The organism is Microcella frigidaquae, from assembly GCF_014200395.1.
In the GTDB taxonomy this organism is placed as follows: Bacteria; Actinomycetota; Actinomycetes; order Actinomycetales; family Microbacteriaceae; genus Microcella; species Microcella frigidaquae.
Genome location: NZ_JACHBS010000001.1, coordinates 893,678 through 914,122 on the forward strand (window position 1 = coordinate 893,678; position 20,445 = coordinate 914,122).

Sequence of the window (20,445 nt, forward strand, 5' to 3'; positions counted from 1 at the left end):
CTATGTCCTGAGACAGGACATGGTTGCGGGGGCAGGATTTGAACCTACGACCTCTGGGTTATGAGCCCAGCGAGCTACCGAGCTGCTCCACCCCGCGGCGTGCTTCCAGGGTAGCAGGCCCGGCGGGGCGGCCGCGAATCAGGCCACGACCGAGGCCACCGCCGCGCTCGCCGTCGACGCCGTCGCAGGGCTGGCGATGACCGGGCTCGTGGGCGCACCGGCGATCCAGGTGGGCACGGCGAGCGACTGGGTGTGGAGGACCTCTTCCACCTTCTCCGCGAGGCGGCGGAGGGTCGCCAGCTCGTCGGCGCTGGTGTGATTGCGCGGCTTCGTATCGATGACGCACAGCGCGCCGATGCGGCGACCGAACTCGTCCTCGATCGGCACTCCCGCGTAGTAGCGCAGTCCGGCATCGGTGACGAGCGGGTTCGCGGCGAAGCGCGGGTCGTGCGGAGCATCCGGAACCACCATGCCGTCCTCCTGCCGCACGGCGACGGCGCAGAACGACTGCTCGATCGGCACCGACTCGAGGTCGAGACCGAACCGGGAGACATGCCACTGCGTGTCGGGGCCGAGCACGGTGACGACGGCGGTGGGCACGTTGAGTGCGGCGGCGGCGATCGTGACGATGCGCTCGAGGCTCGGCGCGCGCTCGTCGAGGATGCCAGCGATGCGCTCAGCGTCGTCGACCCCGGAGGTGAGCCGCTCGACGGGAGCGCGCCCGCTCTCGCCGTCGCGCAGCGGCGCGGGCAGGTGCTCGACGAGCTCGGCGGCGAGTTGACCGGCCCAGAGCGTGTGCGTCTCGGTCGTGACGCGGCCAGCGGCACGCTGGGCGAGCGGCAGAACCGAGGTGAGTACGGTCAGCTGCCCGCAGGCGGGCGAGGCATCACGGACCCCGACGGCCTCCTCCACCACCTCGTCGGTAATCGCGTTGAGGGAGGGGGAGAACGCGTCGACGAGCCGGCCGTGAGCGACGCCGACACCCGGCTCGTCCCGCAAGGAGGGAATTCCGGTGATGAGCAGGGCGCGGCTGTCGCCCACCCGCGCTCGCCACACATCGACGACCGTTGCCACACGCTCACGCCACTCCGACCGGTCGATGCCGCGCAGGGCATCGACGTCACCGACGGTGGTGATGACAGCGTCGTAGCGGCCGAGGTCGACCGTGGTGAGCACGGCGGCGAGCCCGGCGATCGTCATGAGGGGGTCAGCGATCACGTCGACGACGACGCCGCGGCGGGTGCGCGCCCGCAGTGCGCGAGCCAGGGCACCGGGAAGTGCGAGGTCGTGGGAGGTCTGCCCGCGACCGACGGCGGCACCGCCCCCGACGAGGAGGATGCGGTCGGCGGCAGGGCCGTCGGCGACCGCGCGCGGCTGGTCGACCGGGCGCGGCTCAGCAGCGAACGCGCGCGTAGCGTGCTCAGCCCACTCGGCGATGGCCGGACGGGCGATGTGCAGTGCAGCGGCAGATAGTGCCGACACGAGGCTTCCTTCCAAGCCCCCCTTCACCGTCCACGGTAGGGCGGAAAGGTGACGGCGCGTCATCCCCCGAGGAGGGCATCCCCGAATGGGGGACACACCGGGCGGTCTCCCCCCGCACTGCGCGGGCTAGCCTCGGCGGGTCGCGCCGAGGCTCATGCCGAGTGGCAGCCAGCGCGTGCCGGGCCACTGCCAGAGCCCGTCGCCGCGCGGCTCGAGAGCCTCGAACATCCGGTACGGCACCGCATCGTGCTCGTGCACGAAATCGAGGGTCAGCCCGGCGTCGATGAGGGCGGTCAGCGTCTGCCCCAGCGGGTGCATGAACTCGATGGTGCGGGTGATCGCGAGCTCCGCATCCGGATCGGCGTAATCGCCCGCCTCATCGATCTCGAGCGGGGCCGTCTCGAAGTACGAGAACCGCGGCGCCGGGAAGAGCGCGGGGCCGCCGTCGAGCAGGGCCGCGGGGGCGCCCTCGGGCACCTCGTCGAAGACGAAGGCCGACGGATGCCCGTCCGCGAAGTACAGCCGCCCGCCGGGCTTCAGGAACCAGGCGATGATGCGCGCCCACTCGGCGATGTCGGGCAGCCAGCCGATCGTTCCCCAGGTCGTGAACACGACGTCGAAGCCCTCCGGATCGGGCAGGGCGTGGCGGGCGTCGTAGAGATCGGCGCAGACGAAGCGGCTGCGGTCGCCCAACCCGAGCTCGTCGGCGATCGCCCGCGCCTGCTTCACCGCGGGCATCGAGAAGTCGAGCCCGACGACCGCGGCGCCGCGCTGAGCGAGCACGAGCGTGTCTGCCCCGAAGTGGCACTGCAGGTGCAGCACCCGGAGTCCCTCCCAGCCGTCGGGCGCGATGCGCCCCAGCTCGGCCTCCTCGATCGGGTAGAGCCGCCCGCGCCCCTCGCGCAGCGGGGTCAGGTCGTAGAAGTCGCTCGCGACGTGCACGGGCACGACGGCATCCCAGTGGGCCCGGTTGAGCCGGGCCCACTCGGGTTCGTCGGTCTGCGCCATGGGCGGAGTCGGATCGCCTGCCGGTCGGCCTCCTCGGTCGGGCTACTCGCTCAGCGCGAGAGCCCGCTCGAGGGCCTCCTGGAGGCGCTGGTCGGCCTCGGCCGCCGCGACCAGATCGTTGTCCGCGTACGCCTGCTGGCGCTCGAGCAGAGCCTGGCGGGCATCCTGCAGCGCCGCTGCCAGCTCAGCCGAGATCTCGACACCGGGCTCGGTCGGGTCGGTCGGCTCCGTGGGGTCGGTCGGGTCGGTCGGGTCGGTCGGGTCCGTGGGGTCGACGTCGCCGTCGCCGGCGTTCGCCCCCGAGTCGCCGCCGAACAGCACGTCGAGCGCCTCGTCGAGCGTGTCCTCGAAGGCGATCCGCTCGCCGAAGGCCACCAGCACCTTGCGGAGCAGTGGGAAGCTCGTCTCACCCGTCGAGCGCACGTAGACCGGCTGCACGTACAGGAAGCCTCCGCCGACCGGGAGGGTCAGCAGGTTGCCCTGCAGCACCTCGGTCTCGCCGCGCTGCAGCAGCGCCAGCTGGTTCGCCACCTCGGTGTCGGAGTTGAACTGGTTCTGCACCTGGCCGGGGCCGGGGATCGTCTGCGACGGGAGCGTGAGCAGCGTCAGCTTGCCGTAGTCCTCCCCCGCATCCGCGTTCGCCGCGAGGTAGCCGGTGAGAACGTTGCGCTCGTTCTCGCTCGCAGTGCGCGGAATGAAGGTCGAGTACAGGGTGAAGCCGGGAGCATCAGCGCCGGGCACCTGCATGGTCAGGTAGTACGGCGGCTGCAGCGTCGGCGCGGCCGCGAGCGACGTCGGGTCGTTCGGCGTGCGCCACTCGTCGTCGGTCGAGAAGAACGAGCCCGGGTCGGTCACGTGGTACGCGCCGAGGATGTTGCGCTGCACCTTGAACAGGTCAGCCGGGTAGCGCACGTGCGACAGCAGCTGCTCGCTCATCTCCGACGCCGGCTCGAGGGTGGTCGGGAAGATCTTCTGCCAGGTCTGCAGGATCGGATCCTCGGTGTCCCACGCATACAGGGTCACACTGCCGTCATACGCGTCGACCGTCGCCTTCACCGAGTTGCGGATGTAGTTGATCTGGTCGAGCGGGAACGCCGGGGCGGGGGTGTACGTGTCGGCGATAGCTTCGCTGAGCGCCACCGTCGTCGAGTACGGGTAGTTCGCCGTGGTCGTGTAGCCGTCGACCACCCAGACGATGCGCCCGTCGACGATCGCCGGGTACGGGTCGTTGTCGAGCGTCAGGTACGGCGCCGCCTTCTGCACACGGTCGAGCGGGTTGCGGTCGTAGAGGATCTGCGACTCGTCGGTGACCGCCTCCGAGAGGAAGATCTGCTCCGACTGGAACTTGATCGCGTACAGCAGGCGCTTGAACACGTTGTCGAGCGCCGGGCCGCCGTCACCGGTGAAGGTGTAGGTGGCGTTGCCCTCCTGATCGGCGCTGCCCTCGGATGGGAAGTCGAGCTCGAGGTTGTCGCCGCCGCCCACGATCGAATAGGTGGGCGAGAACTCGCCGAAGTAGATGCGCGGCTGGTACTCGCCGAGCTCGTCGGTGAGCAGACCGTTGGCGGGGATGCCGCCCTCGAGGAACTGCGGTCGGCCGTCGTCGGTGCGCTGGTTGCCGTAGGCCGCGACCACGCCGTAGCCGTGCGTGAACACGATCGTGTTGTTGTACCAGTTCTGCGAGGTCTGGCCGGCGGGGTTGAGCTCGCGCAGCGAGATGACCGTGTCCTGCGTGCGGCCGTCGATCTCGTAGCGGCCCACGTCGAGGAACTCGGGGAACTGGTAGTACTGCCGGAACTGCTCGAGCTGCGCGAAGGCGTCGCTCACCAGGGCGGGGTCGATGATGCGGATGTTCGCCGTGGTCTCCGCGTCCTCCCGCAGTGCACCCTGCTCGGCGTCGGTGACCGCGTCGTAACTGATCTCCTCGATGCCGGAGACGTTGTAGGCGTCGCGCGTGGCCTCGATGTTGCGCTCGATGTAGGGCGCCTCGACCGTGCGGGCGCTCGGCTCGACCTGGAAGCGCTGCACGATCCAGGGGTAGACGCTGCCGATCAGCAGGCCGCTGATGACCAGCAGGGCGGTGCCGACGATCGGCAGGCGCCAGCGGCCGATGACCGCCGTGACGAGGAAGAGCACGGCGACGAGCATCGCGATGCCGGCGAGGATCGCGCGGCCCGGGATCGTCGCGTTGACCTCGGTGAAGCCCGCACCGATCGCGAGGAAGCCGTCGCTGGGCTGGATCACGGTCGCGTACTGGTCGAGCCAGATGCTGACCCCCTGCAGGGCCGCATACAGCGCCGCGAGGATGGCGAGCTGGATGCGCGCCGTGCGCGAGATGCGGATCTCGCGCCCGTTGACGCTGATCGCGCCGTAGAGGTAGCTCGTGGCGAGCGCCGCCAGGCCGGCGAGCAGGATCACGGCCGAGGCGAAGGCCACGACGCCGCGCCAGAAGGGCAGCTCCCAGACGAAGAAGGAGACGTCGAGGCCGAACTGCGGGTCGGTCTGGCCGAACGGCGTGCGGTTCCACCACTGCAGCACGAGCTGCCACTGCCCGGCCGCGGTGACACCGGCGAACAGGCCGAGCACCGCCGGAATACCTAGCATGGCGACCTTGCGTAGCGGCTCGACGACCTCCTGGTAGCGGTCGAGCTGCGAGTTGAGCTTCGCGTAGACGGGTCGCGAGCGGTAGGCGATCTGGAGGCTCGCCCACACGGGCAGGAACATGCCGAGGAAGCCGACGAGGAACATGGCGCCGGTGGCGATCCACTGCGTCGTCAGAACGGGAAGGAACCCGAGCTGGTCGAACCAGAGGATGTCGGTGTACACGTTCGCGAAGACGAAGAACAGCACGACCAGCGCGCCGAGGATGGCGGCGGAGATCGCGAGGGTCGAACGGGAACGGTTGGCGGGCGGCGCTGCGGTGGTCGTCACGGGGGCTCCCAGAGTCGGCGGGCGAACCCCGTCAGACTATCGGGCCGAGTCTTGGAAGCACCCTCGACCGGGGGCTCTGTTCGCCGTCAGCGTTCGCCGTCAGCGCTCGCCGTCAGCGCTCGCAGCGCGCGAGCTCGTCGAGCCCCTCGTCGTCGGCGATGGCCTGCAGCACGCCGATGGCCTCATCGAGGGTCGCCACCGCGAACACCTCCAGACCGTTCGGGATGCTCCCCGCAACCTCGTCGCAGTTGTCGACAGGCGCCAGGAACCAGTCGGCACCGAACCCGACCGCACCGTGCATCTTCTGCACGATGCCGCCGATCGGCCCGACGGTGCCGTCGGCCGCGATCGTGCCCGTGCCGGCGACCTCCGCACCGCCCGCGAGCGAGCCGGGCGTCAGCTTGTCGATGACCCCGAGGGCGAACATCATGCCCGCGCTCGGGCCGCCCACGTTCTCGAGCTCGATGTCGACCTCGAAGGGGAAGACGTACTCGCCCGCGATGAGCACCCCGATCACCGGCACGCGCGGCTCGACGTCGCTGAGGCGCGGGACGACCTCGATGGTGCGCTCCGACCCGCCGCGCAGCACGAGGAGCGACGCGGAGTCGGCCGTGCCGTTGTCGGCGATCGCGGCGCGGAGCGCCGTGACATCCCGAACCGGCTCGTCGTTCACGGCGAGGATGATGTCGTCGGCCCGCACCAGGCCGGTCGCCGGGCTGTCGTCGAGCGTCTCGACCACGCGCAGCTGGCTCTCGTAGGGCTCGCCGAGGGCGCGCAGCGCGGCGGCCACGGCCTCCTGCTGCGAGTTCTCCATGTCGATGCGGCTCTGCTCGCGGCGGTCTTCGGAGGACACCCCGGGCGGGAAGACCGCGTCGATCGGCACGACGGCCTGGCTCGGGTCGACCCAGGCCCGGATCACCTCGAACCAGGAGGGCGGCTGCTCCCGGTTGCCGTAGATGTTGACCGTGGTCAGGCTCAGCGAACCGGGGGTGTCGTAGGTGGGCTCGCCCGGGATCGAGATGAGGGGCAGCTCGTCCTCCCCGACCGTGACGGAGCCGAGGGTGTTGAACACCGGGCCGGGCCGCTCGATGACGTACGGCGAGGGCAGCACCGCGAGGCCGAAGACACCGAACAGGGTGAGCGCGAGCAGCAGCCAGCCGACTCGGCGGCCCCGCTGACGCGCATCCAGCACCACGGGGTCGTCGTCGGGGTCGAGCGCGTCGCCGCGGGCATCGACGGTGAACAGGCTCACCGGGCTCCTCTCGAGGGCTCTGCGGGGCCTCGACGGGCCTCGGGCGGGTGTTCGCCCACGGCGCAGAGCCGCGGGGGTCAGCCTAGGCGAAAACCCATCGGGCACCGAGGCATGCCCGTTAGCGTAGGAGCCATGGCTGAGGATCCCCTAGGCGGGCCGGACGACGAGTTCCGCGAGCTGCTGCGCCGCTTCCTCTCCGGGCAGGGCGACCTCGACCCGGCGAAGCTCGCGGGCGCGGCCGGGCTCCCCACTGACCCGCTCATGGTGGCGCGGCTCTTGGGCCAGCTGCAGAAGGCGATGAACGCCAGCGGCGACGGCGTCGACTGGTCGCTCGCTCGCGACGAGTCCGGGCGCATCGCCGCCCAGGGGTCGATCCGCAGCAGCGCGGCCGAGTTGGAGCAGCTGCGCCAGGCCCTCAACGTGGCCGCGCTGTGGCTCGACGAGGCCACGAGCATCACGCAGTTGACGGCGGAGCCCACCCTCATCACACGCGCCGACTGGGCGCGTCTCACTCTGCCGGTGTGGACGCAGCTCGCCGAGCCGGTCGCCGACTCCATCGCCGCCTCACTCACCAGCGCCCTCGACCAGCAGGTGCCGGAGGAGCTGAAGGGCATGGTGGCGAACGCCGGCCAGGTCATGCGCTCGCTCGGCGGCACGCTGTTCTCGCTGCAGCTCGGCCACGTCGTCGGGCAGCTCTCGGCCGAGGTGGTCTCGGGCGGCGACATCGGCATCCCGCTGCTGCCGGGCCGCGACGACACCGACGTGCAGGCCGCCCTGCTGCCGCAGAACGTGTCGGCGTTCGGGGTCGGCCTCGACATCGCCGCCGATCAGGTGCAGCTGTACCTCGCGGTGCGCGAGCTCGCGCATGCCCGTCTGTTCCGGCACGCCCGCTGGCTGCGGCAGCACCTCGTCAGCGCCATCACCGACTACGCCCGCGGCATCAGCATCGATACCTCCCGCATCGAGTCGCTCGCCGCCGAGTTCGACCCCGCGAACCCCGAGAGCCTGCGCGAGGCCCTCACCAGCGGCGCGCTGATCCCGCCGAAGACGGATGCTCAGCTCGCCGCCCTCGGCCGCCTCGAGACCACCCTGGCCCTCATCGACGGCTGGGTCGACGTCGTGACCGCGCGGGCGACGGCGCGCCTGCCGAAGGCGGACGCGATCGCCGAGACGGTACGGCGTCGCCGCGCCGCTGGCGGGCCGGCCGAGAGCGCCTTCGCCACGCTCGTCGGCCTCGAGCTGCGCCCGCGCCGACTGCGCGAGGCCGCCGCCTTCTGGGCGCGGATCACCGACGAAGCGGGGGCCGACGCCCGCGACAGCCTGTGGGCCCACCCCGATCTGCTGCCCACCGCCGACGACATCGACGATCCGAGCCGGGTGCTCGCCGTGCTCGCCGGGGACACGACGGCCGCTCCGGACGCGCTCGACGAGGCGCTCAGTGCGCTACTCGCCGACGAGACCGGCGATCGGCCGATCGAGCGCGGGCCGGGCGAGGCGCCGGCCGAGCCCGACGCTTCCGACAGTCCCGACGATCAGGACGGGCCGGCCGAGCCGACCGGCTGAAGTGTCGCGGCGCGGCGCGGCGCGCCGCACTGTGGACGCCCCGCACCCTCCGCCGCGGTGCCGCCCATCATGTGCGGCATGACCGACCCCACCGCTTCCGCCGTGCTCCGTCTCGACCCGCGCCGCTGCATCCTGTGGCGCGACCCGACCACCCTGCAGATCGGCATGGACCCGGCCCTCGCCGTGCTCGAGGGCGTCGACGGCGCCGAGCTGCGGCTGGTCGACGCGCTCGCGGTCGGGATCACCCGTGAGCGCCTGGAGGGCCTCGCGGGGCACCTGGATGTGCCCCGCGAGCTGGTCGGCAGGATGCTCACCCGTCTCGCCCCGGCCCTCGAACCGGCGCCGCAGAACCCGGCGAGCGCCGAACCGATCGCCGTCGTCGGTCACGGGCTCGGGGCCGAGCGGGTGGCGGCGGTGCTGGCCGAGAGCGGGCATCCCGTCGCCCTCATGGCGCCCGGCACACCCCTCGCCCGCCGTACGCGCGTGGGCGTGCTGGTGAGCACTCACGTCATCGACCCGCTCGAGCACGCCCGCTGGCTGCGGCGCGACCGCCCGCACCTGCCCGTCGTCTTCGGCGAGGTGGCCGTCACGGTCGGCCCCGTGGTGATCCCGGGGGAGACGGCCTGCCTGCGGTGCGTCGAGCAGTGGCGCGCAAGCGAGGATCCGGCGCGCACCGTGCTCGCGACCCAGCTCTGGGGCCGCCCTGCCGCCGCCGAGACGGCGACGACCGCCCTCGCCGCCGGCCTCGCCGTGCGCGGGATGCTGCGCACAGGCCCGGCCGGCGCGAGCCTGTGCATCGACGCCCTGACGGGAGCGACAGCCTCCGCCGAGTGGAGCCCCCACCCCGCGTGCGGCTGCCGCGAGCTCAGCTCTCGCGCGGCGCCCGCAGCTCGTCGAGGAACCGGCTCGGCGCCCGCTCGGCCCGCGTCGGCGCGGGCCGCTGCGCCCACGACAGCGCCAGCTCTCGCCGGGCTCGGGTGATGCCGACGTAGAGCAGGCGGCGCTCCTCGTCGATCGCCTCGAGCCCCTGGGCGAACACGATCGGCAGCTGGCCCTCGCCGAGGCCGACGAGGTGCACGACGTCCCACTCGAGGCCCTTCGCCGCGTGGATCGTCGACAGGGTCACTGCCGAGCGCGTCGGGGCATGCTTCTGCTCCTGCCGCCGCTGCAGCTCGCGGACGAAGTCGGGCAGGGTTGTGCCCGCGGGCGCCTCCTCGGCGAGGGTGAGCAGGGCGTTGAGCGCCTCCCACCGAGCGCGCTCCGCGCCGCCGCCAGCCGGAGGGTCCTGCCGCCAGCCGACGCCGCGCAACACGTCGCTGACGCTCTTGAACAGCGGCTCGTCGGTGATCGATATCGACGCGCCGCGCAGCAGCATGATCGCCTGCCGCACTTCCGGCTGGTCGAAGTAGCGACTGTCGGCGCGCGACTGCACCGGCACCCCGTGCCGCGAGAGCGCCGACTCGAGCGCGATGGACTGCGTGTTGATGCGGTACAGCACGGCGATCGACTCGGGCGCAGTGCCGTCGGCGATGCGGCGGGCGATCGCCGCGGCGACCGCCTCGGCCTCGGCGGCATCGTCGGCATGGCGGGAGATCGACGGCGTCGGCCCGCGCTCGGCCCCCTCCCCCGCCGCGTGCAGCGTGAGCGCGCCCGGCCGGCCGCGCATGAGCCGGTTCGCGAGCTGGATGATCGGGCCGGTCGAGCGGTAGTTCTCGTCGAGGCGCACGATGCGGGCATCCGGATACGCGGTACCGAACCGCACCAGGTAGTCGCTCGTCGCCCCCGCGAACGAGTAGATGGTCTGCGAGGCGTCGCCGACCACGCACAGCTCGCGGCGACCGCCGAGCCAGAGCATGAGCAGGTCGTGCTGGAGGGGCGAGACGTCTTGGAACTCGTCGACGACGAAGAAGCGGTACTGCGCCCGCACCTCCTCCGCGACGCGCGGCTCGTTCTCGATCATGCCCGCCGTCGCGAGAAGCACGTCCTCGAAGTCGATCTGGCGGCGCTCGTCCTTCAGGGTCTCGTACTGCTTCTGCAGGGCCGCCATCTGGTCGATCGTGAGCCGGCCGGGCATCGGGCGGCTCGCGGCCGCGCGCGTGTAGGCCTCGATCGAGAGCCGGGAGACCTTGCGCCACTCGATCTCGGCAGCGGCATCCCGCAGCGCCGCCGTGTCGAGGCCGAGCTTCAGCGACGACGCGGCCTGGCCCAGCAGGGCGCCCTTGCTGTCGAGCACGCGCGGCGGGGTTCCGCCGACGACGGTCGGCCAGAAGTAGTGCAGCTGCCGCAGCGCGGCGGCGTGGAACGTGCGGGCGGCCACGCCCTCGGCGCCGAGCGCCCGCAGCCGGCCCAGCAGCTCACCGGCCGCGCGGGTCGTGAACGTCAGCGCCATCACCCGCCGCGGGTCGTAGGCGCCGGTGGCGACGCCGTAGGCGATGCGGTGCGTGATGGCCCGCGTCTTGCCCGTTCCGGCGCCCGCGAGCACGCAGACCGGGCCGAGCAGCGACTCGGCCACCTGCCGCTGGTTCTCGTCGAGGGCGGCGAGGAGGCGCTCAGCACCGGTCACGGGGCGTCCAGCGGCCCGCCGTACCAGTCCTCGATGATGGCGCGGGCGATCGAGGTGCGCCCGGGCAGCAGCACCTCGCCGAGGCTGTCGGCGAGCTCGGCGCGCGAGAACCAGCGCAGATCGAGGATCTCCGCGCCGTCCGGCCGCAGCTCGCCGGCGTGCGCCGGGTCGAGGCGCGCGCGGAAGCCGAGCATGAGGGATGCGGGGAACGGCCACGGCTGCGACCCGACGTACACGGGGTCGACGACGCGCAGGCCCGCCTCCTCGTGCACCTCGCGCACGACCGCCGCCTCCAGGGACTCGCCCGGCTCGACGAAGCCGGCGAGGAGCGAGAAGCGGTTCGACTCCCAGAGCGCGTTGCTGCCCAGCACGAGCCGGTCGTCGGCATCGGTGACACCCACGATGATCGCGGCGTCGGTGCGCGGAAACAGCTCGGCCCCGGTCTCGACGTCGACCCGCACCCAGCCGGCGCGGCCGGAGACGGTGGGGTTGCCGGTGCGCGGGGAGAACTGGTGGGTGGCGTGCCAGTTGGCCATGCCGAGGGCCTCGATCGCGAGCCCCGCGTCGCGGTCGCCCAACCGGTGGCCGAGCGTGCGAGGCGAGCCCCAGCGGGTGACATCGGGCTCGAGGGCGGGGCCGCTCTCGTCGCCCAGCAGCACGGCGGTCACCGCGGCGCCTGCCGACACCCCGCCCTCGGCCTCGAGCGTGCGCCCCAGGTAGACGCGCTCCACCCCGGCGGGCACGGCCGACCAGGGCAGGAACGCGAGGGCGGGGGCAGGGGCCGCATCCGCACCCGCACCCCCATCCGGAGCCGCCAGCAGCACCTCGCCCCGCCAGACGGCGATGACCCGGGCGGTCGGGTCGGCGGCGAGCTCGTCGAACAGTCCGGGCCGGGCGCGGCTCACATCGTCGCGATCGATGCGGTACCGCGACAGCGGCAGACTCGCGGTGAGCGAGCGATGCATCGGCGACCCTCTCGGCTGTGGCGGCGGACGGCGGCGGCGAACGGTGGCGGCGGAGAGCGGCGTCTGCCGCCCGTCGCGTGGCGCGGGGCCCTGGCGGGCGGTGGCGACCTACCCTGAAGGCATGGTCCGCCGCTCGCCTCTCACTCTAGCCGCGCTCGCGACCTCGGCCGTGCCCGGTCTCGCGGTCACGAGCGCCGCCCCGCTGGGCGGCACGGGCGGTGACGTCGACAGTGCCCTGCTGACGGCGAGCGACGGCCGCACGCTCGTGATCCGCGTGCCGCGCACGCCCGCCGCCGAGAGCGAGCAGTCGGCCGACCTGGTCGCGGTGCGCGCTCTCAGCGACGGCGTCCGGGCCCGCCTGCCGTTCGGGGTGCCCCGCATGGTCGGGCAGGCTCCCGTCGACGGCACCCGCGCGATCGTCTCGGAGTTCGTCGATGGCGTGCCGGTGCGCCTCGGCGAGCTCACACCCGGTCTGGCCGCCTCGATCGGCCGGGCGATCGCGGCGATCCACGCCCTGCCCACGAACGTTGTCGCCGACGTGGGTCTGCCGCAGCTGCGCGCCATCGACGTCATGCGCGAGGCCGTCACGACCCTCGATCGTGCCGCCGCGACCGGACTCGTGCCCGCCGGACTGCTGCAGCGCTGGGAGCTCGCCGCCGACGATGCGGCCCTGTGGCAGTTCACCCCCACGGTCGTCAACGGCGCTCTCTCGGCGAGCTCGTTCCTCAGCGTCGGCGACTCGGTCACCGGCCTGCTCGGCTGGGCGCGCCTGCACGTCGGCGACCCTGCGCGCGACCTGTTCTGGCTGCTCGGTGCCGACGACTCCGAGGTGCCCGAGGTGGCCTTCGACGCCTACCACCAGGCGCGGGGGGTGCACGACCGCGATATCGCGCGCCGGGCGACCTTCGCCGCCGAGCTCGAGCTGGCCCGCTGGCTGCTGCATGGCGCCGACCAGCGCTCGACCGAGATCGTCGACGATGCGGTCGGGATGCTGCACGCGCTGCTCGACCGCGTCGGCGGTGACCTCGTGAACCCGCTGGCCGGCGAGGCGACGGCTCCGAGCGGCATGGCCGAGGTCGACGAGCTGCTCGAGCGCGGCGTGCCGCGCGGCCCCGGCTCGGCCGCCTAGCCGCCGCGAGCGGCGTGGCCGCTCAGCGCGCCGCGGCCGCGACCAGGGCCGCGAACAGCCGCAGGTCGTCGGGCGACTCCTCGGGATGCCACTGCACGGCCACCCCGAACCGCGCGCCGTCGATGTCGACGGCCTGCACCACGCCGTCGTCGCCGCGCGCGCTGACGGTGAGCCCGTCGGCGACCCGGTCGACGGCCTGGTGGTGGTAGCTCTTGACGGTCAGCTCCGGCCCGAGCATCCCGGCGATGCGCGTGCCCGGCACAGTGTGCACCGGGTTGTCGGCGAACGTCGCGTTGCCGTAGCTGTAGCGGGTCGAGCCGATGACGTCGGGCAGGTGCTGGATCAGCGTGCCGCCGAGGGCCACGTTGAGCACCTGCAGGCCGCGGCAGATGCCGAGGAAGGGCAGGTCGCGCTCGATGGCGGCGCGAACGAGGGCGATCTCCCAGGCGTCGCGGTCGGGGCGCGGTGCGTCGTTCTCGGGATGCGGCTCCTGACCGTAGAGCCGCGCATCGACGTCTTTGCCGCCGGTGATGATGAGCCCGTCGACGGCGTCGAGCACGCGGGCCACCGCGGCGGGAGTCGGCGGCTGGGGCGGCAGGGCCAGCACGACGCCGCCCGCCGCGATGACGCAGTCGGTGTAAACCTTCGGCAGCACCGTCGCGGAGCGCTTCCACAGCCCCATCTCGGTGTGCTCGAGGTAGGTGCTGAGCCCGATGGCGACGGTCACGCGGTACCGCCGTCGGCGTCGGCGCCGTGGCCGTGCTCGCGGGCGATGATGGCGCGGGCGCGCTGGAGGGCGCGGACGAGTTCGGGCTGGCGGATGCCGAGCTCCTGGCTCACGTCGCTGTAGGTGCGGCCCTGCAGCAGCACGCCGGTGGCGGCGGCAACCAGGTCGTGCGGCAGGGCGGCGACCGACCGCTCGAGGGCGGAGCGGTCGAGTGCGGCGACGACCTGCTCGTGGCGGGCATCCGCGTGCGCGATCACATCGAGGTCGAAGTCGTCGTCGCGCATGAGGGTCTCCGTTCGAGCGTGCGGGCGGTTCGGGTCGTGCCGATGAAGCGGGTGGTTCCCGTGGAGCGCGGGGCGGCCGCCGTGACGACCGCCCCGCAGGAGTCAGCGGATCAGGATGCGAAGTCCTTGACCAGCTTCTCGTTCTCCTTCTTGTTGATGAGCGCCACCACGTAGCCGATCACCAGGAAGATGAACGGCAGCAGCACCAGGAACCAGCCGAGCGGGTTCAGGAGCCACGCCGACTCGGGCAGCGACGGGTCGACCCCGTCGGGCACGGTGCCGGCCAGCAGGTTGAAGCGCGACATCACCAGGTAGAGACCGATCGCCAGAAGCACGATCGAGACCGCCGGGGCGATGACCGTCTTCCAGAGCGACCCGCCGCCCTCGCGTCGGAAGTACACGATGACCGCGATCGAGACGAGGATCTCGACGACGATCACCGACATCGCCGTGATCGAGCTCATCCAGAAGAACAGGTTGCCGACCGGGTCGAGACCCGCGACCGCGAACACGATCATCACGATGGCGGCGAGAGCCGAGGTGATGACGACGCCGCCCACCGGGGCGCCGGCGCCGTTGGTCACCGCGGCACGGGCCGGAAGCACGCCGCCGCGCCCGAGGGCGAAGAAGTACCGCGAGGCCGCGTTCTGGAAGGCCAGCAGGCCGGCGAACAGGCTCGTGATGACGAGGATGGTCATGATCGTCACCAGCCACGAGCCGACGTACTGCTCGGTGAGGCTGAAGAGCACGCCGGCCGGGTTGGCCAGCACGTTGCCATCGGCATCCATCGAGCGCTCGACGACCTGGTCGATGATGCCGCTCGCGCCCATGCCCGTCACCATGCCGAACGACACGATGGCGAACAGGATGCTGATGGTCGAGATCGCGATGTAGGTGGCGAGCGGCACGGTGCGCTTCGGGTCCTTCGACTCCTCGCCGTAGATGGCGGTCGCCTCGAAGCCGATGAAGCTGGCGAGGGCGAAGGCGAGGGCGATGCCCGCCCCGCCCGCGAAGCCGCCGGCGAAGATGTTCTCGGGGCTGAACGACGCGGCGAGGTTCCAGCCCTCGGGGCCGCCGTTGGCGAGCATGACGATCGCGGCGATGAGCAGCGACAGGATCTCGAGCACCAGCAGCACGCCGAGAACCTTTGCGCCGATGTCGACGCTGAGCAGCGAGAGGCCGGTGACGAGGAGCCAGGCGATGAACGCCCAGACGTACCAGGGCAGGTCGACGCCGAGCTCGGCCATCGTGCCGGACACGAGACCGCCGAAGAAGCCGTAGATGGCGAGCTGGATCGTCACGTAGGTGAGCACGGACACGAATGCCGATGCGACACCGGCGTTCACCCCCAGACCCTTGCCTACGTAGGCGAAGAACGCGCCCGAGTTGGTGACCTTCTGGCTCATCGTCGCGTAGCCGACGCTGAACAGCAGGAGGGTCAGGCCGACGACGAGGTAGGCGCCGGGCGTGCCCGCGCCGTTGCCCACGAGCATCGCGACGGGCACGGCACCGGTGATGCCGACGAGCGGGGCCGACGCGGCGACCACGAAGAAGACGACGCCGATGACGCCGAGACGACCCTTGCGAAGGGTCGATTGGGGGGTGTCAGTCATGGATCCGGAACTCCTCATTGAGTTGGGGTGAATCGTTCGTGTCGAAACGACCTTCGTTCAGGGTGGCGCACGTGCCCGCGCGCGTCAAGCACCGGGGGTGCCCGATCGGCGCGGGGCGAACATCCCGAAACTGCCTATCGTTTGTTCACGAATGATTCGGTAACCTGGCCGCATGGCTGACCTCACCGGATTCCTCGCCCCGAAGACCCCCAGCGGCGCGAGCGCGATCGTGCCCGACATGCCCTGGTACTACTCGGGCACGCTGCTCACCGCCGAGTACCGCACCGACCCGGCCAACGTCGCCGCCCTATTGCCCGAGGGTCTCGAGCTCGCCGATGACGACCCGGGCGCCGTCGCGCTCATTTGGGCCGACTGGCAGTCGTGCTCGGCCTCCGGCGCCGAGCTGCTCGACCCGCAGCGGTCGCAGTACCTCGAGACCTTCGCCGTCGTGCGCGTCAAGCACGAGGGCGTCACCTACTCGCGATGCGTCGCCATCTGGGTGACGAAAGACTTCGCGATCGCCCGCGGGTGGTTCCAGGGCTACCCCAAGAAGCTCGGGTCGATGGCCGTCACGCGCGTCATGAACGTCGGCCGCGCGGCGCCGCGCCTCGAGCCCGGCGCTAAGCTCGGCGCTTCGCTCGCCGCCTACGACCACCGCCTCGCCTCGCTCGTCGTGACCCTGCGCGAGCCGAGCGACACGAACGGCTTCGTCAATGGGCACGCGATGCTGCATTCGCGGTGGATGCCCTCCATCACCCCCGGTGCCGGCAACAGCCTCGACCAGCTCATCACCATGGGGGGCGTCGACGCCGAGATCGGCGCCACCTGGGTGGGCGACTTCGAGCTCGAGCTGCACGACTCGCCCTGGGACGAGCTCGCGTCGATCCTGCCCGTGCAGGAGAAGATCGCGGCGTACTACCGCGAGGTCGGCGTGACGTTCAACGGCGGAAAGCTCGTCGCGGATCGGTCGAACCCGACCGTGTAAGCCCCCGGGCCAGTCGGGGCCCGCGCTGCTGCGTGACAAATCACGGATGTAGGGCACCTTCTCTGCCGCGCATCCGCAACGAAAAGGGGGCGAACGGCTCGAAGTCCGTGATTTGTGGCGCGCACGCGAGGAGCGCGAGGGAGCGCTGCGCCTCTCGGCTCAGAGATCCAGGAAGTACTCCCGCACCTCCCACGGGGTGACGTCGCGGGTCGTCGGGTCGGGCACCTCTGCGGCGTAGCGCTCGATCTCGTCGCGCTTCATGACCTCGAAGACGTTGACGAGGTCGCCGCCGAGCAGCTCGATGAGGGCGCTGTCGGCGCGGAGGGCATCCAGAGCCTCGCCCAGCGACATGGGGAGCACGGCCTGCGACTCGTCCTCGTAGCTGTAGCCGACGGCGGCCGGCGGGGCGGCGAGCTGGCGGCGGATGCCGTCGAGACCGGCGGCGAGCAGGGCCGCGGTCATGAGGTACGCGTTGGCCGCGCCGTCGCCGAGGCGCATCTCGAGGCGGGTGCCGCCGCCGCGCTCCGGCGGAACGCGCAGCATCGCGCTGCGGTTGTCGTAGCCCCAGTTGGCGCGGTACGGCGCGAGCGTGTCGGGGCCGAGGCGCTTGAAGGCGTTGATGGTCGGGTTGCAGAAGGCGGTGAGGGCCGCGGCGTGCTCCACGATGCCCGCGATCATGTGCTGGGCGAGCGCGCTCAGCTTGTCTCCGTCGTGCATGAGGTTCTCGCCCTTGGCGTCGACGAGGGACATATGCAGGTGGAACCCGCTGCCGCCCTCGTCGCTCCACGGCTTGCCGGCGAAGGTCGCCGCCTGGCCGACGCGCGCGATGACGTCCTTCACACCAGCCTTGAGCATGAAGGCTCGGTCGCAGGCGTCGAGCGCCTCGCCGTGCCAGATGTTGATCTCGTACTGGCTCGGGCTGAACTCGTGGTTGCCGGCGAAGACGCCGATGCGCAGCTGGTCGAGCATGCGCAGCAGGTGCAGGAAGGTGCCCTTGGGGTCGACCGTCGCGCCCGTCGTGTAGACGCGGCCGGGCTGCGTGAGCGCCCGGCTGAAGCCGCCCTCGGGGTTGCGGTCGGCGATGTAGAACTCGAGCTCGGGGCCGACGAGCGGGGTGTAGCCGAGCTTCGCGTACTCGCCCACGATGCGCTCGAGCAGCACCCGCGGCGAAAGCGGGCTCGGCTGGCCGTCGGGGTTGTTGGCGCCGGCGACGACGAAGGCCACGCCGGGCTCCCACGGCAGGGCGCGCCAGCTGCCCGGAACGATCTGGCTGATGAAGTCTTCGAGCCCGTTGCTGAGCACGTCGGCACCGTCGAGCACGCCGCCCTGCGTCGTCGTCACCCACACGCCCTGGCAGAACGCCGGGCCGCCGTGGCTGATCTTGTCGAGCTCGCTGACGAGCAGGTCTTTCGACCGCACGGTGCCGATGATGTCGGCGTAGATGACGCGCAGCACGTCGATCTTGGCCGAGAGCAGCTCGCTCTGCAGGGCGGACAGGCTGTGGCTCATGTGCGACTCCTTCGTGGCACTGGTGTTGGCGCGGATGGCCCGCAGGCGGCTCGAACGAAAATCGTTCGGACTCAAACGAGATAGTAGACTACCGACCGACTCGATGGGGAGGTCTGATGCGCGCTCTGTTCATCCAGCACGATCACGTGAGCCCGCTGGGCCCGGTCGGCGAGCGATTCGCCCACCACGGCTTCGAGATCGACACGCACCTGGTCGTGCCCGAGGGCTCGTTCGCGAACCCCAACATCGAGACCGCCTTCCCGAACGCCGCCGACTACGACGTGCTCATCCCGCTCGGTGCCCCCTGGGGCGCGTGGGACGACGCCTGCATCGGCCGCTGGCTGCTGCCCGAGGTCGCGTGGCTGGGCGACGCCGTTCGCAGCGGGATGCCCGTCCTGGGCATCTGCTTCGGCGGCCAGCTGCTCGCGCGCGCCCTCGGCGGCTCGGTCGCGCCGGGCCCGCGCGGCGAGATCGGGTGGACCGCCATCTGGAGCGACCAGCCGGCCCTGGTCGGCGAGGGCCCGTGGTTCCAGTTCCACTACGACCGCTGGGTCGTGCCGCCCGGCGCCGTCGAGATCGCGCGCACGCCGTCGGCCTCGCAGGCCTTCGTCGTCGAGCGCGCGCTGGCCGTGCAGTTTCACCCCGAGCTCGATGCGGCGGGGCTGCGGGGGTGGCTCGACTGGGGAGGAGCATCCAAGGTGCGCGACGACGGTCAAGACCCCGACGTCATGCTCGCGCAGACGGTCGCGACCGCCGCGGCGGCCCGCGCGCGCACGTTCGCGCTCGTCGACGCCTTCCTCACCGACGTCGCGGGGCTCCTCCCCCGCGCCTGACCGTCGTCGAGGGCGCCGATCGGTCACTCGTTGGCGTTGCTCGGCGGCGACACCGTAACGAGTGACCGATAGGCGGGGATGTCGACATGGACGGCAGCGCGCAGCGAACCCGACAACGCACACCCCTGCCGCGGCACCGCGACACGGGGCGCGGGATGCGTGCTCGCGATCGCGGCGCCGTGCGAGCATCCCGCCCCACTCGTTCGAGAGCGTCGATCGGTCACTCGTTGCGCCGTCGACGAGTACGAACCGCAACGAGTGACCGATCGACGCTGCGGAGCGCACGCGGGGGCACCAGCAGGACGCGGCGCCCCTGCGGTGGCGGCTCAGACCACGCGGACGGGCATCCGCTTGATGCCGTGCACGAAGTTGCTGCGGAGGAAGTCGACGTCGCCGGCGGGTGCGAGGGTGACGTCGCGGGTCAGCAGGTCTTCGAACATGATGCGCAGCTCGATGCGGGCCAGAGCGTTGCCGAGACACATGTGCGGGCCGCCGCGCCCGAACGACATGTGCTCGTTCGGGTTGCGGGTCACGTCGAAGCGGTAGGGCTCGTCGAAGACGGCGTCATCGCGGTTGCCCGAGGCGAACCAGACGACGACCTTGTCGCCCTCGGCGATCTGCGTGCCCGAGAACTCGACGTCCTTCGTCGCCGTGCGACGGAAGTGGTACACCGGCGAGGCGTAGCGCAGGAACTCCTCGACCGCCCAGGGGATGAGCGAGGGGTCGTTGCGCAGGATGTCGAGCTGCTCGGGGTTCGCCATGAGGTTCTTCATGGTGTGGGTGATCGTGTGCCGCGTGGTCTCGTTGCCCGCGACGACGAGCAGCAGGAAGTTCGTGTTGAACTCGTGCTCGGTGAGCTTCTGCCCGTCGCTCGGCTCGCCATCGGCGAGCAGCGTCACCAGGTCGGTGCCGCCCTTGCCGCGCCGCTCGGCGGCGAGGTGCTTGCCGTACTCGTAGACCTCGATCGCGGCCGGCGAGCGGAACGGCACGTGCTTGTACTCCTCGCTCTCGGCCGAGTCGATGAGAAGGTCGGCGTGCTCCGGGTCGGTGTTGCCGACCATGCGGTTGCCCCAGTCGATGAGCTGCCCGGTGTCGCTGTCGGGCACGCCGAGCAGGCGGGCGAGCACGCGGATCGGGAAGTCGGCGCTGACCTCGTCGACGAAGTCGAACTCCTTCTTCGCGAGCGCCGCATCGAGGGTCTTCGCCGTGATGCCGCGCAAGAAGGTCTCGTACTTGGCGACCGCCTGCGGGGTGAACTGGCCCTGCAGCATGCGGCGCAGCGCGCGGTGGCGCAGGCCGTCGGTCTCGAGCAGCGACCGGCGCTGGTCCTGCATCCCCGGGTCGACCTCTTCGAGGTTGGTGAACTTCGTCGAGGTGAAGGTGTCGGGGTCACGCAGAACGCGCACGATGTCGTGGTACCGCATGACCGACCAGAACCCGTGGTTGGGCGACTCCTCGGTCGACCAGTGGAGACCGGGCGTCGCGCGCAGCTCGTCGAAGACGCCCCAGGGTGCGCCGTGAGCGAAGAGATCGAGATCGGCCAGGGTGAGAGCGGTCGTGGTCGACATGGGCGCCTGCTTTCGTAGGAAGCGATTTGTTCG

16 protein-coding genes and 1 tRNA gene are annotated in these 20,445 nt (G+C 71.5%); 5 read left to right on the forward strand and 12 right to left on the reverse strand.

Annotation, left to right across the window (positions count from 1 at the left end; all coding sequences use genetic code 11):
• Nucleotides 1-20: 20 nt before the first annotated feature.
• The 5 genes from BJ959_RS04455 to BJ959_RS04475 all read right to left on the reverse strand — a co-directional run bounded on the left by BJ959_RS04455 (nucleotide 21) and on the right by BJ959_RS04475 (nucleotide 6,673).
• Nucleotides 21-97: transfer RNA gene (locus BJ959_RS04455), tRNA-Met, on the reverse strand.
• Nucleotides 98-138: 41 nt separating this feature from the next.
• Nucleotides 139-1,482, reverse strand: a complete 1,344-nt coding sequence (locus tag BJ959_RS04460) for a GAF domain-containing protein (protein WP_165879048.1) — start codon at nucleotides 1,480-1,482, stop codon at nucleotides 139-141.
• Nucleotides 1,483-1,608: 126 nt separating this feature from the next.
• Entirely contained in the window at nucleotides 1,609-2,490 is an 882-nt protein-coding gene (locus BJ959_RS04465; protein ID WP_153982841.1) for a class I SAM-dependent methyltransferase, read from the reverse strand.
• Nucleotides 2,491-2,532: 42 nt separating this feature from the next.
• Nucleotides 2,533-5,421 carry a UPF0182 family protein gene (locus tag BJ959_RS04470; RefSeq protein ID WP_183321874.1) on the reverse strand — a complete coding sequence of 963 codons (2,889 nt, stop codon included), beginning with the start codon at nucleotides 5,419-5,421 and terminating at the stop codon, nucleotides 2,533-2,535.
• 112 nt (nucleotides 5,422-5,533) lie between these two features.
• Nucleotides 5,534-6,673, reverse strand: coding sequence for a YlbL family protein (locus tag BJ959_RS04475; protein WP_341800043.1), 1,140 nt, complete (start codon nucleotides 6,671-6,673; stop codon nucleotides 5,534-5,536).
• A 132-nt stretch (nucleotides 6,674-6,805) separates the two neighbouring features.
• Between BJ959_RS04475 and BJ959_RS04480 the strand changes: the two genes are divergently transcribed.
• A complete protein-coding gene (locus tag BJ959_RS04480) occupies nucleotides 6,806-8,236 on the forward strand; it encodes a zinc-dependent metalloprotease (protein WP_153982842.1) in 1,431 nt (476 codons plus the stop codon).
• 78 nt (nucleotides 8,237-8,314) lie between these two features.
• The gene (locus BJ959_RS04485) at nucleotides 8,315-9,217 is read left to right on the forward strand and encodes a TOMM precursor leader peptide-binding protein (RefSeq protein WP_165879049.1); all 903 of its coding nucleotides are present in this window, start codon (nucleotides 8,315-8,317) and stop codon (nucleotides 9,215-9,217) included.
• Here BJ959_RS04485 and BJ959_RS04490 read toward each other — a convergent pair.
• Nucleotides 9,102-10,799 carry a UvrD-helicase domain-containing protein gene (locus BJ959_RS04490; RefSeq protein WP_183321876.1) on the reverse strand — a complete coding sequence of 566 codons (1,698 nt, stop codon included), beginning with the start codon at nucleotides 10,797-10,799 and terminating at the stop codon, nucleotides 9,102-9,104. The two genes, BJ959_RS04485 and BJ959_RS04490, sit on opposite strands and share 116 nt — an antisense overlap.
• Nucleotides 10,796-11,764 (reverse strand): NAD(+) diphosphatase, encoded by a 969-nt coding sequence (nudC, locus tag BJ959_RS04495; RefSeq protein WP_153982844.1) that lies wholly within the window; start codon nucleotides 11,762-11,764, stop codon nucleotides 10,796-10,798. The genes BJ959_RS04490 and nudC overlap by 4 nt, the downstream gene beginning before the upstream one ends.
• A 121-nt stretch (nucleotides 11,765-11,885) precedes the next feature.
• Between nudC and BJ959_RS04500 the strand changes: the two genes are divergently transcribed.
• The gene (locus BJ959_RS04500; RefSeq protein ID WP_165879050.1) at nucleotides 11,886-12,893 is read left to right on the forward strand and encodes a phosphotransferase; all 1,008 of its coding nucleotides are present in this window, start codon (nucleotides 11,886-11,888) and stop codon (nucleotides 12,891-12,893) included.
• A 22-nt stretch (nucleotides 12,894-12,915) separates the two neighbouring features.
• Here BJ959_RS04500 and BJ959_RS04505 read toward each other — a convergent pair whose 3' ends face one another.
• The 3 genes from BJ959_RS04505 to BJ959_RS04515 all read right to left on the reverse strand — a co-directional run bounded on the left by BJ959_RS04505 (nucleotide 12,916) and on the right by BJ959_RS04515 (nucleotide 15,517).
• Nucleotides 12,916-13,620: a gamma-glutamyl-gamma-aminobutyrate hydrolase family protein gene (locus BJ959_RS04505; RefSeq protein WP_153982846.1), complete on the reverse strand. Its 705-nt coding sequence runs from the start codon at nucleotides 13,618-13,620 to the stop codon at nucleotides 12,916-12,918.
• Nucleotides 13,617-13,904 carry a hypothetical protein gene (locus BJ959_RS04510; RefSeq protein ID WP_153982847.1) on the reverse strand — a complete coding sequence of 96 codons (288 nt, stop codon included), beginning with the start codon at nucleotides 13,902-13,904 and terminating at the stop codon, nucleotides 13,617-13,619. The genes BJ959_RS04505 and BJ959_RS04510 overlap by 4 nt, the downstream gene beginning before the upstream one ends.
• 110 nt (nucleotides 13,905-14,014) lie before the next feature.
• Nucleotides 14,015-15,517: an APC family permease gene (locus tag BJ959_RS04515; RefSeq protein WP_243739039.1), complete on the reverse strand. Its 1,503-nt coding sequence runs from the start codon at nucleotides 15,515-15,517 to the stop codon at nucleotides 14,015-14,017.
• Nucleotides 15,518-15,689: 172 nt separating this feature from the next.
• Between BJ959_RS04515 and BJ959_RS04520 the strand changes: the two genes are divergently transcribed.
• A complete protein-coding gene (locus tag BJ959_RS04520) occupies nucleotides 15,690-16,502 on the forward strand; it encodes an acetoacetate decarboxylase family protein (protein WP_153982849.1) in 813 nt (270 codons plus the stop codon).
• A 159-nt stretch (nucleotides 16,503-16,661) separates the two neighbouring features.
• On the opposite strand, the gene BJ959_RS04525 is transcribed toward BJ959_RS04520, so the two are convergent.
• Nucleotides 16,662-18,011: a glutamine synthetase family protein gene (locus tag BJ959_RS04525; RefSeq protein WP_153982850.1), complete on the reverse strand. Its 1,350-nt coding sequence runs from the start codon at nucleotides 18,009-18,011 to the stop codon at nucleotides 16,662-16,664.
• Between the two features lie 116 nt (nucleotides 18,012-18,127).
• Between BJ959_RS04525 and BJ959_RS04530 the strand changes: the two genes are divergently transcribed.
• Nucleotides 18,128-18,844, forward strand: a complete 717-nt coding sequence (locus tag BJ959_RS04530; RefSeq protein ID WP_153982851.1) for a type 1 glutamine amidotransferase — start codon at nucleotides 18,128-18,130, stop codon at nucleotides 18,842-18,844.
• Nucleotides 18,845-19,170: 326 nt separating this feature from the next.
• Here the strand turns inward: BJ959_RS04530 and BJ959_RS04535 are convergent, their stop codons facing one another.
• Entirely contained in the window at nucleotides 19,171-20,412 is a 1,242-nt protein-coding gene (locus BJ959_RS04535; protein WP_153982852.1) for a cytochrome P450, read from the reverse strand.
• Nucleotides 20,413-20,445: the final 33 nt, after the last annotated feature.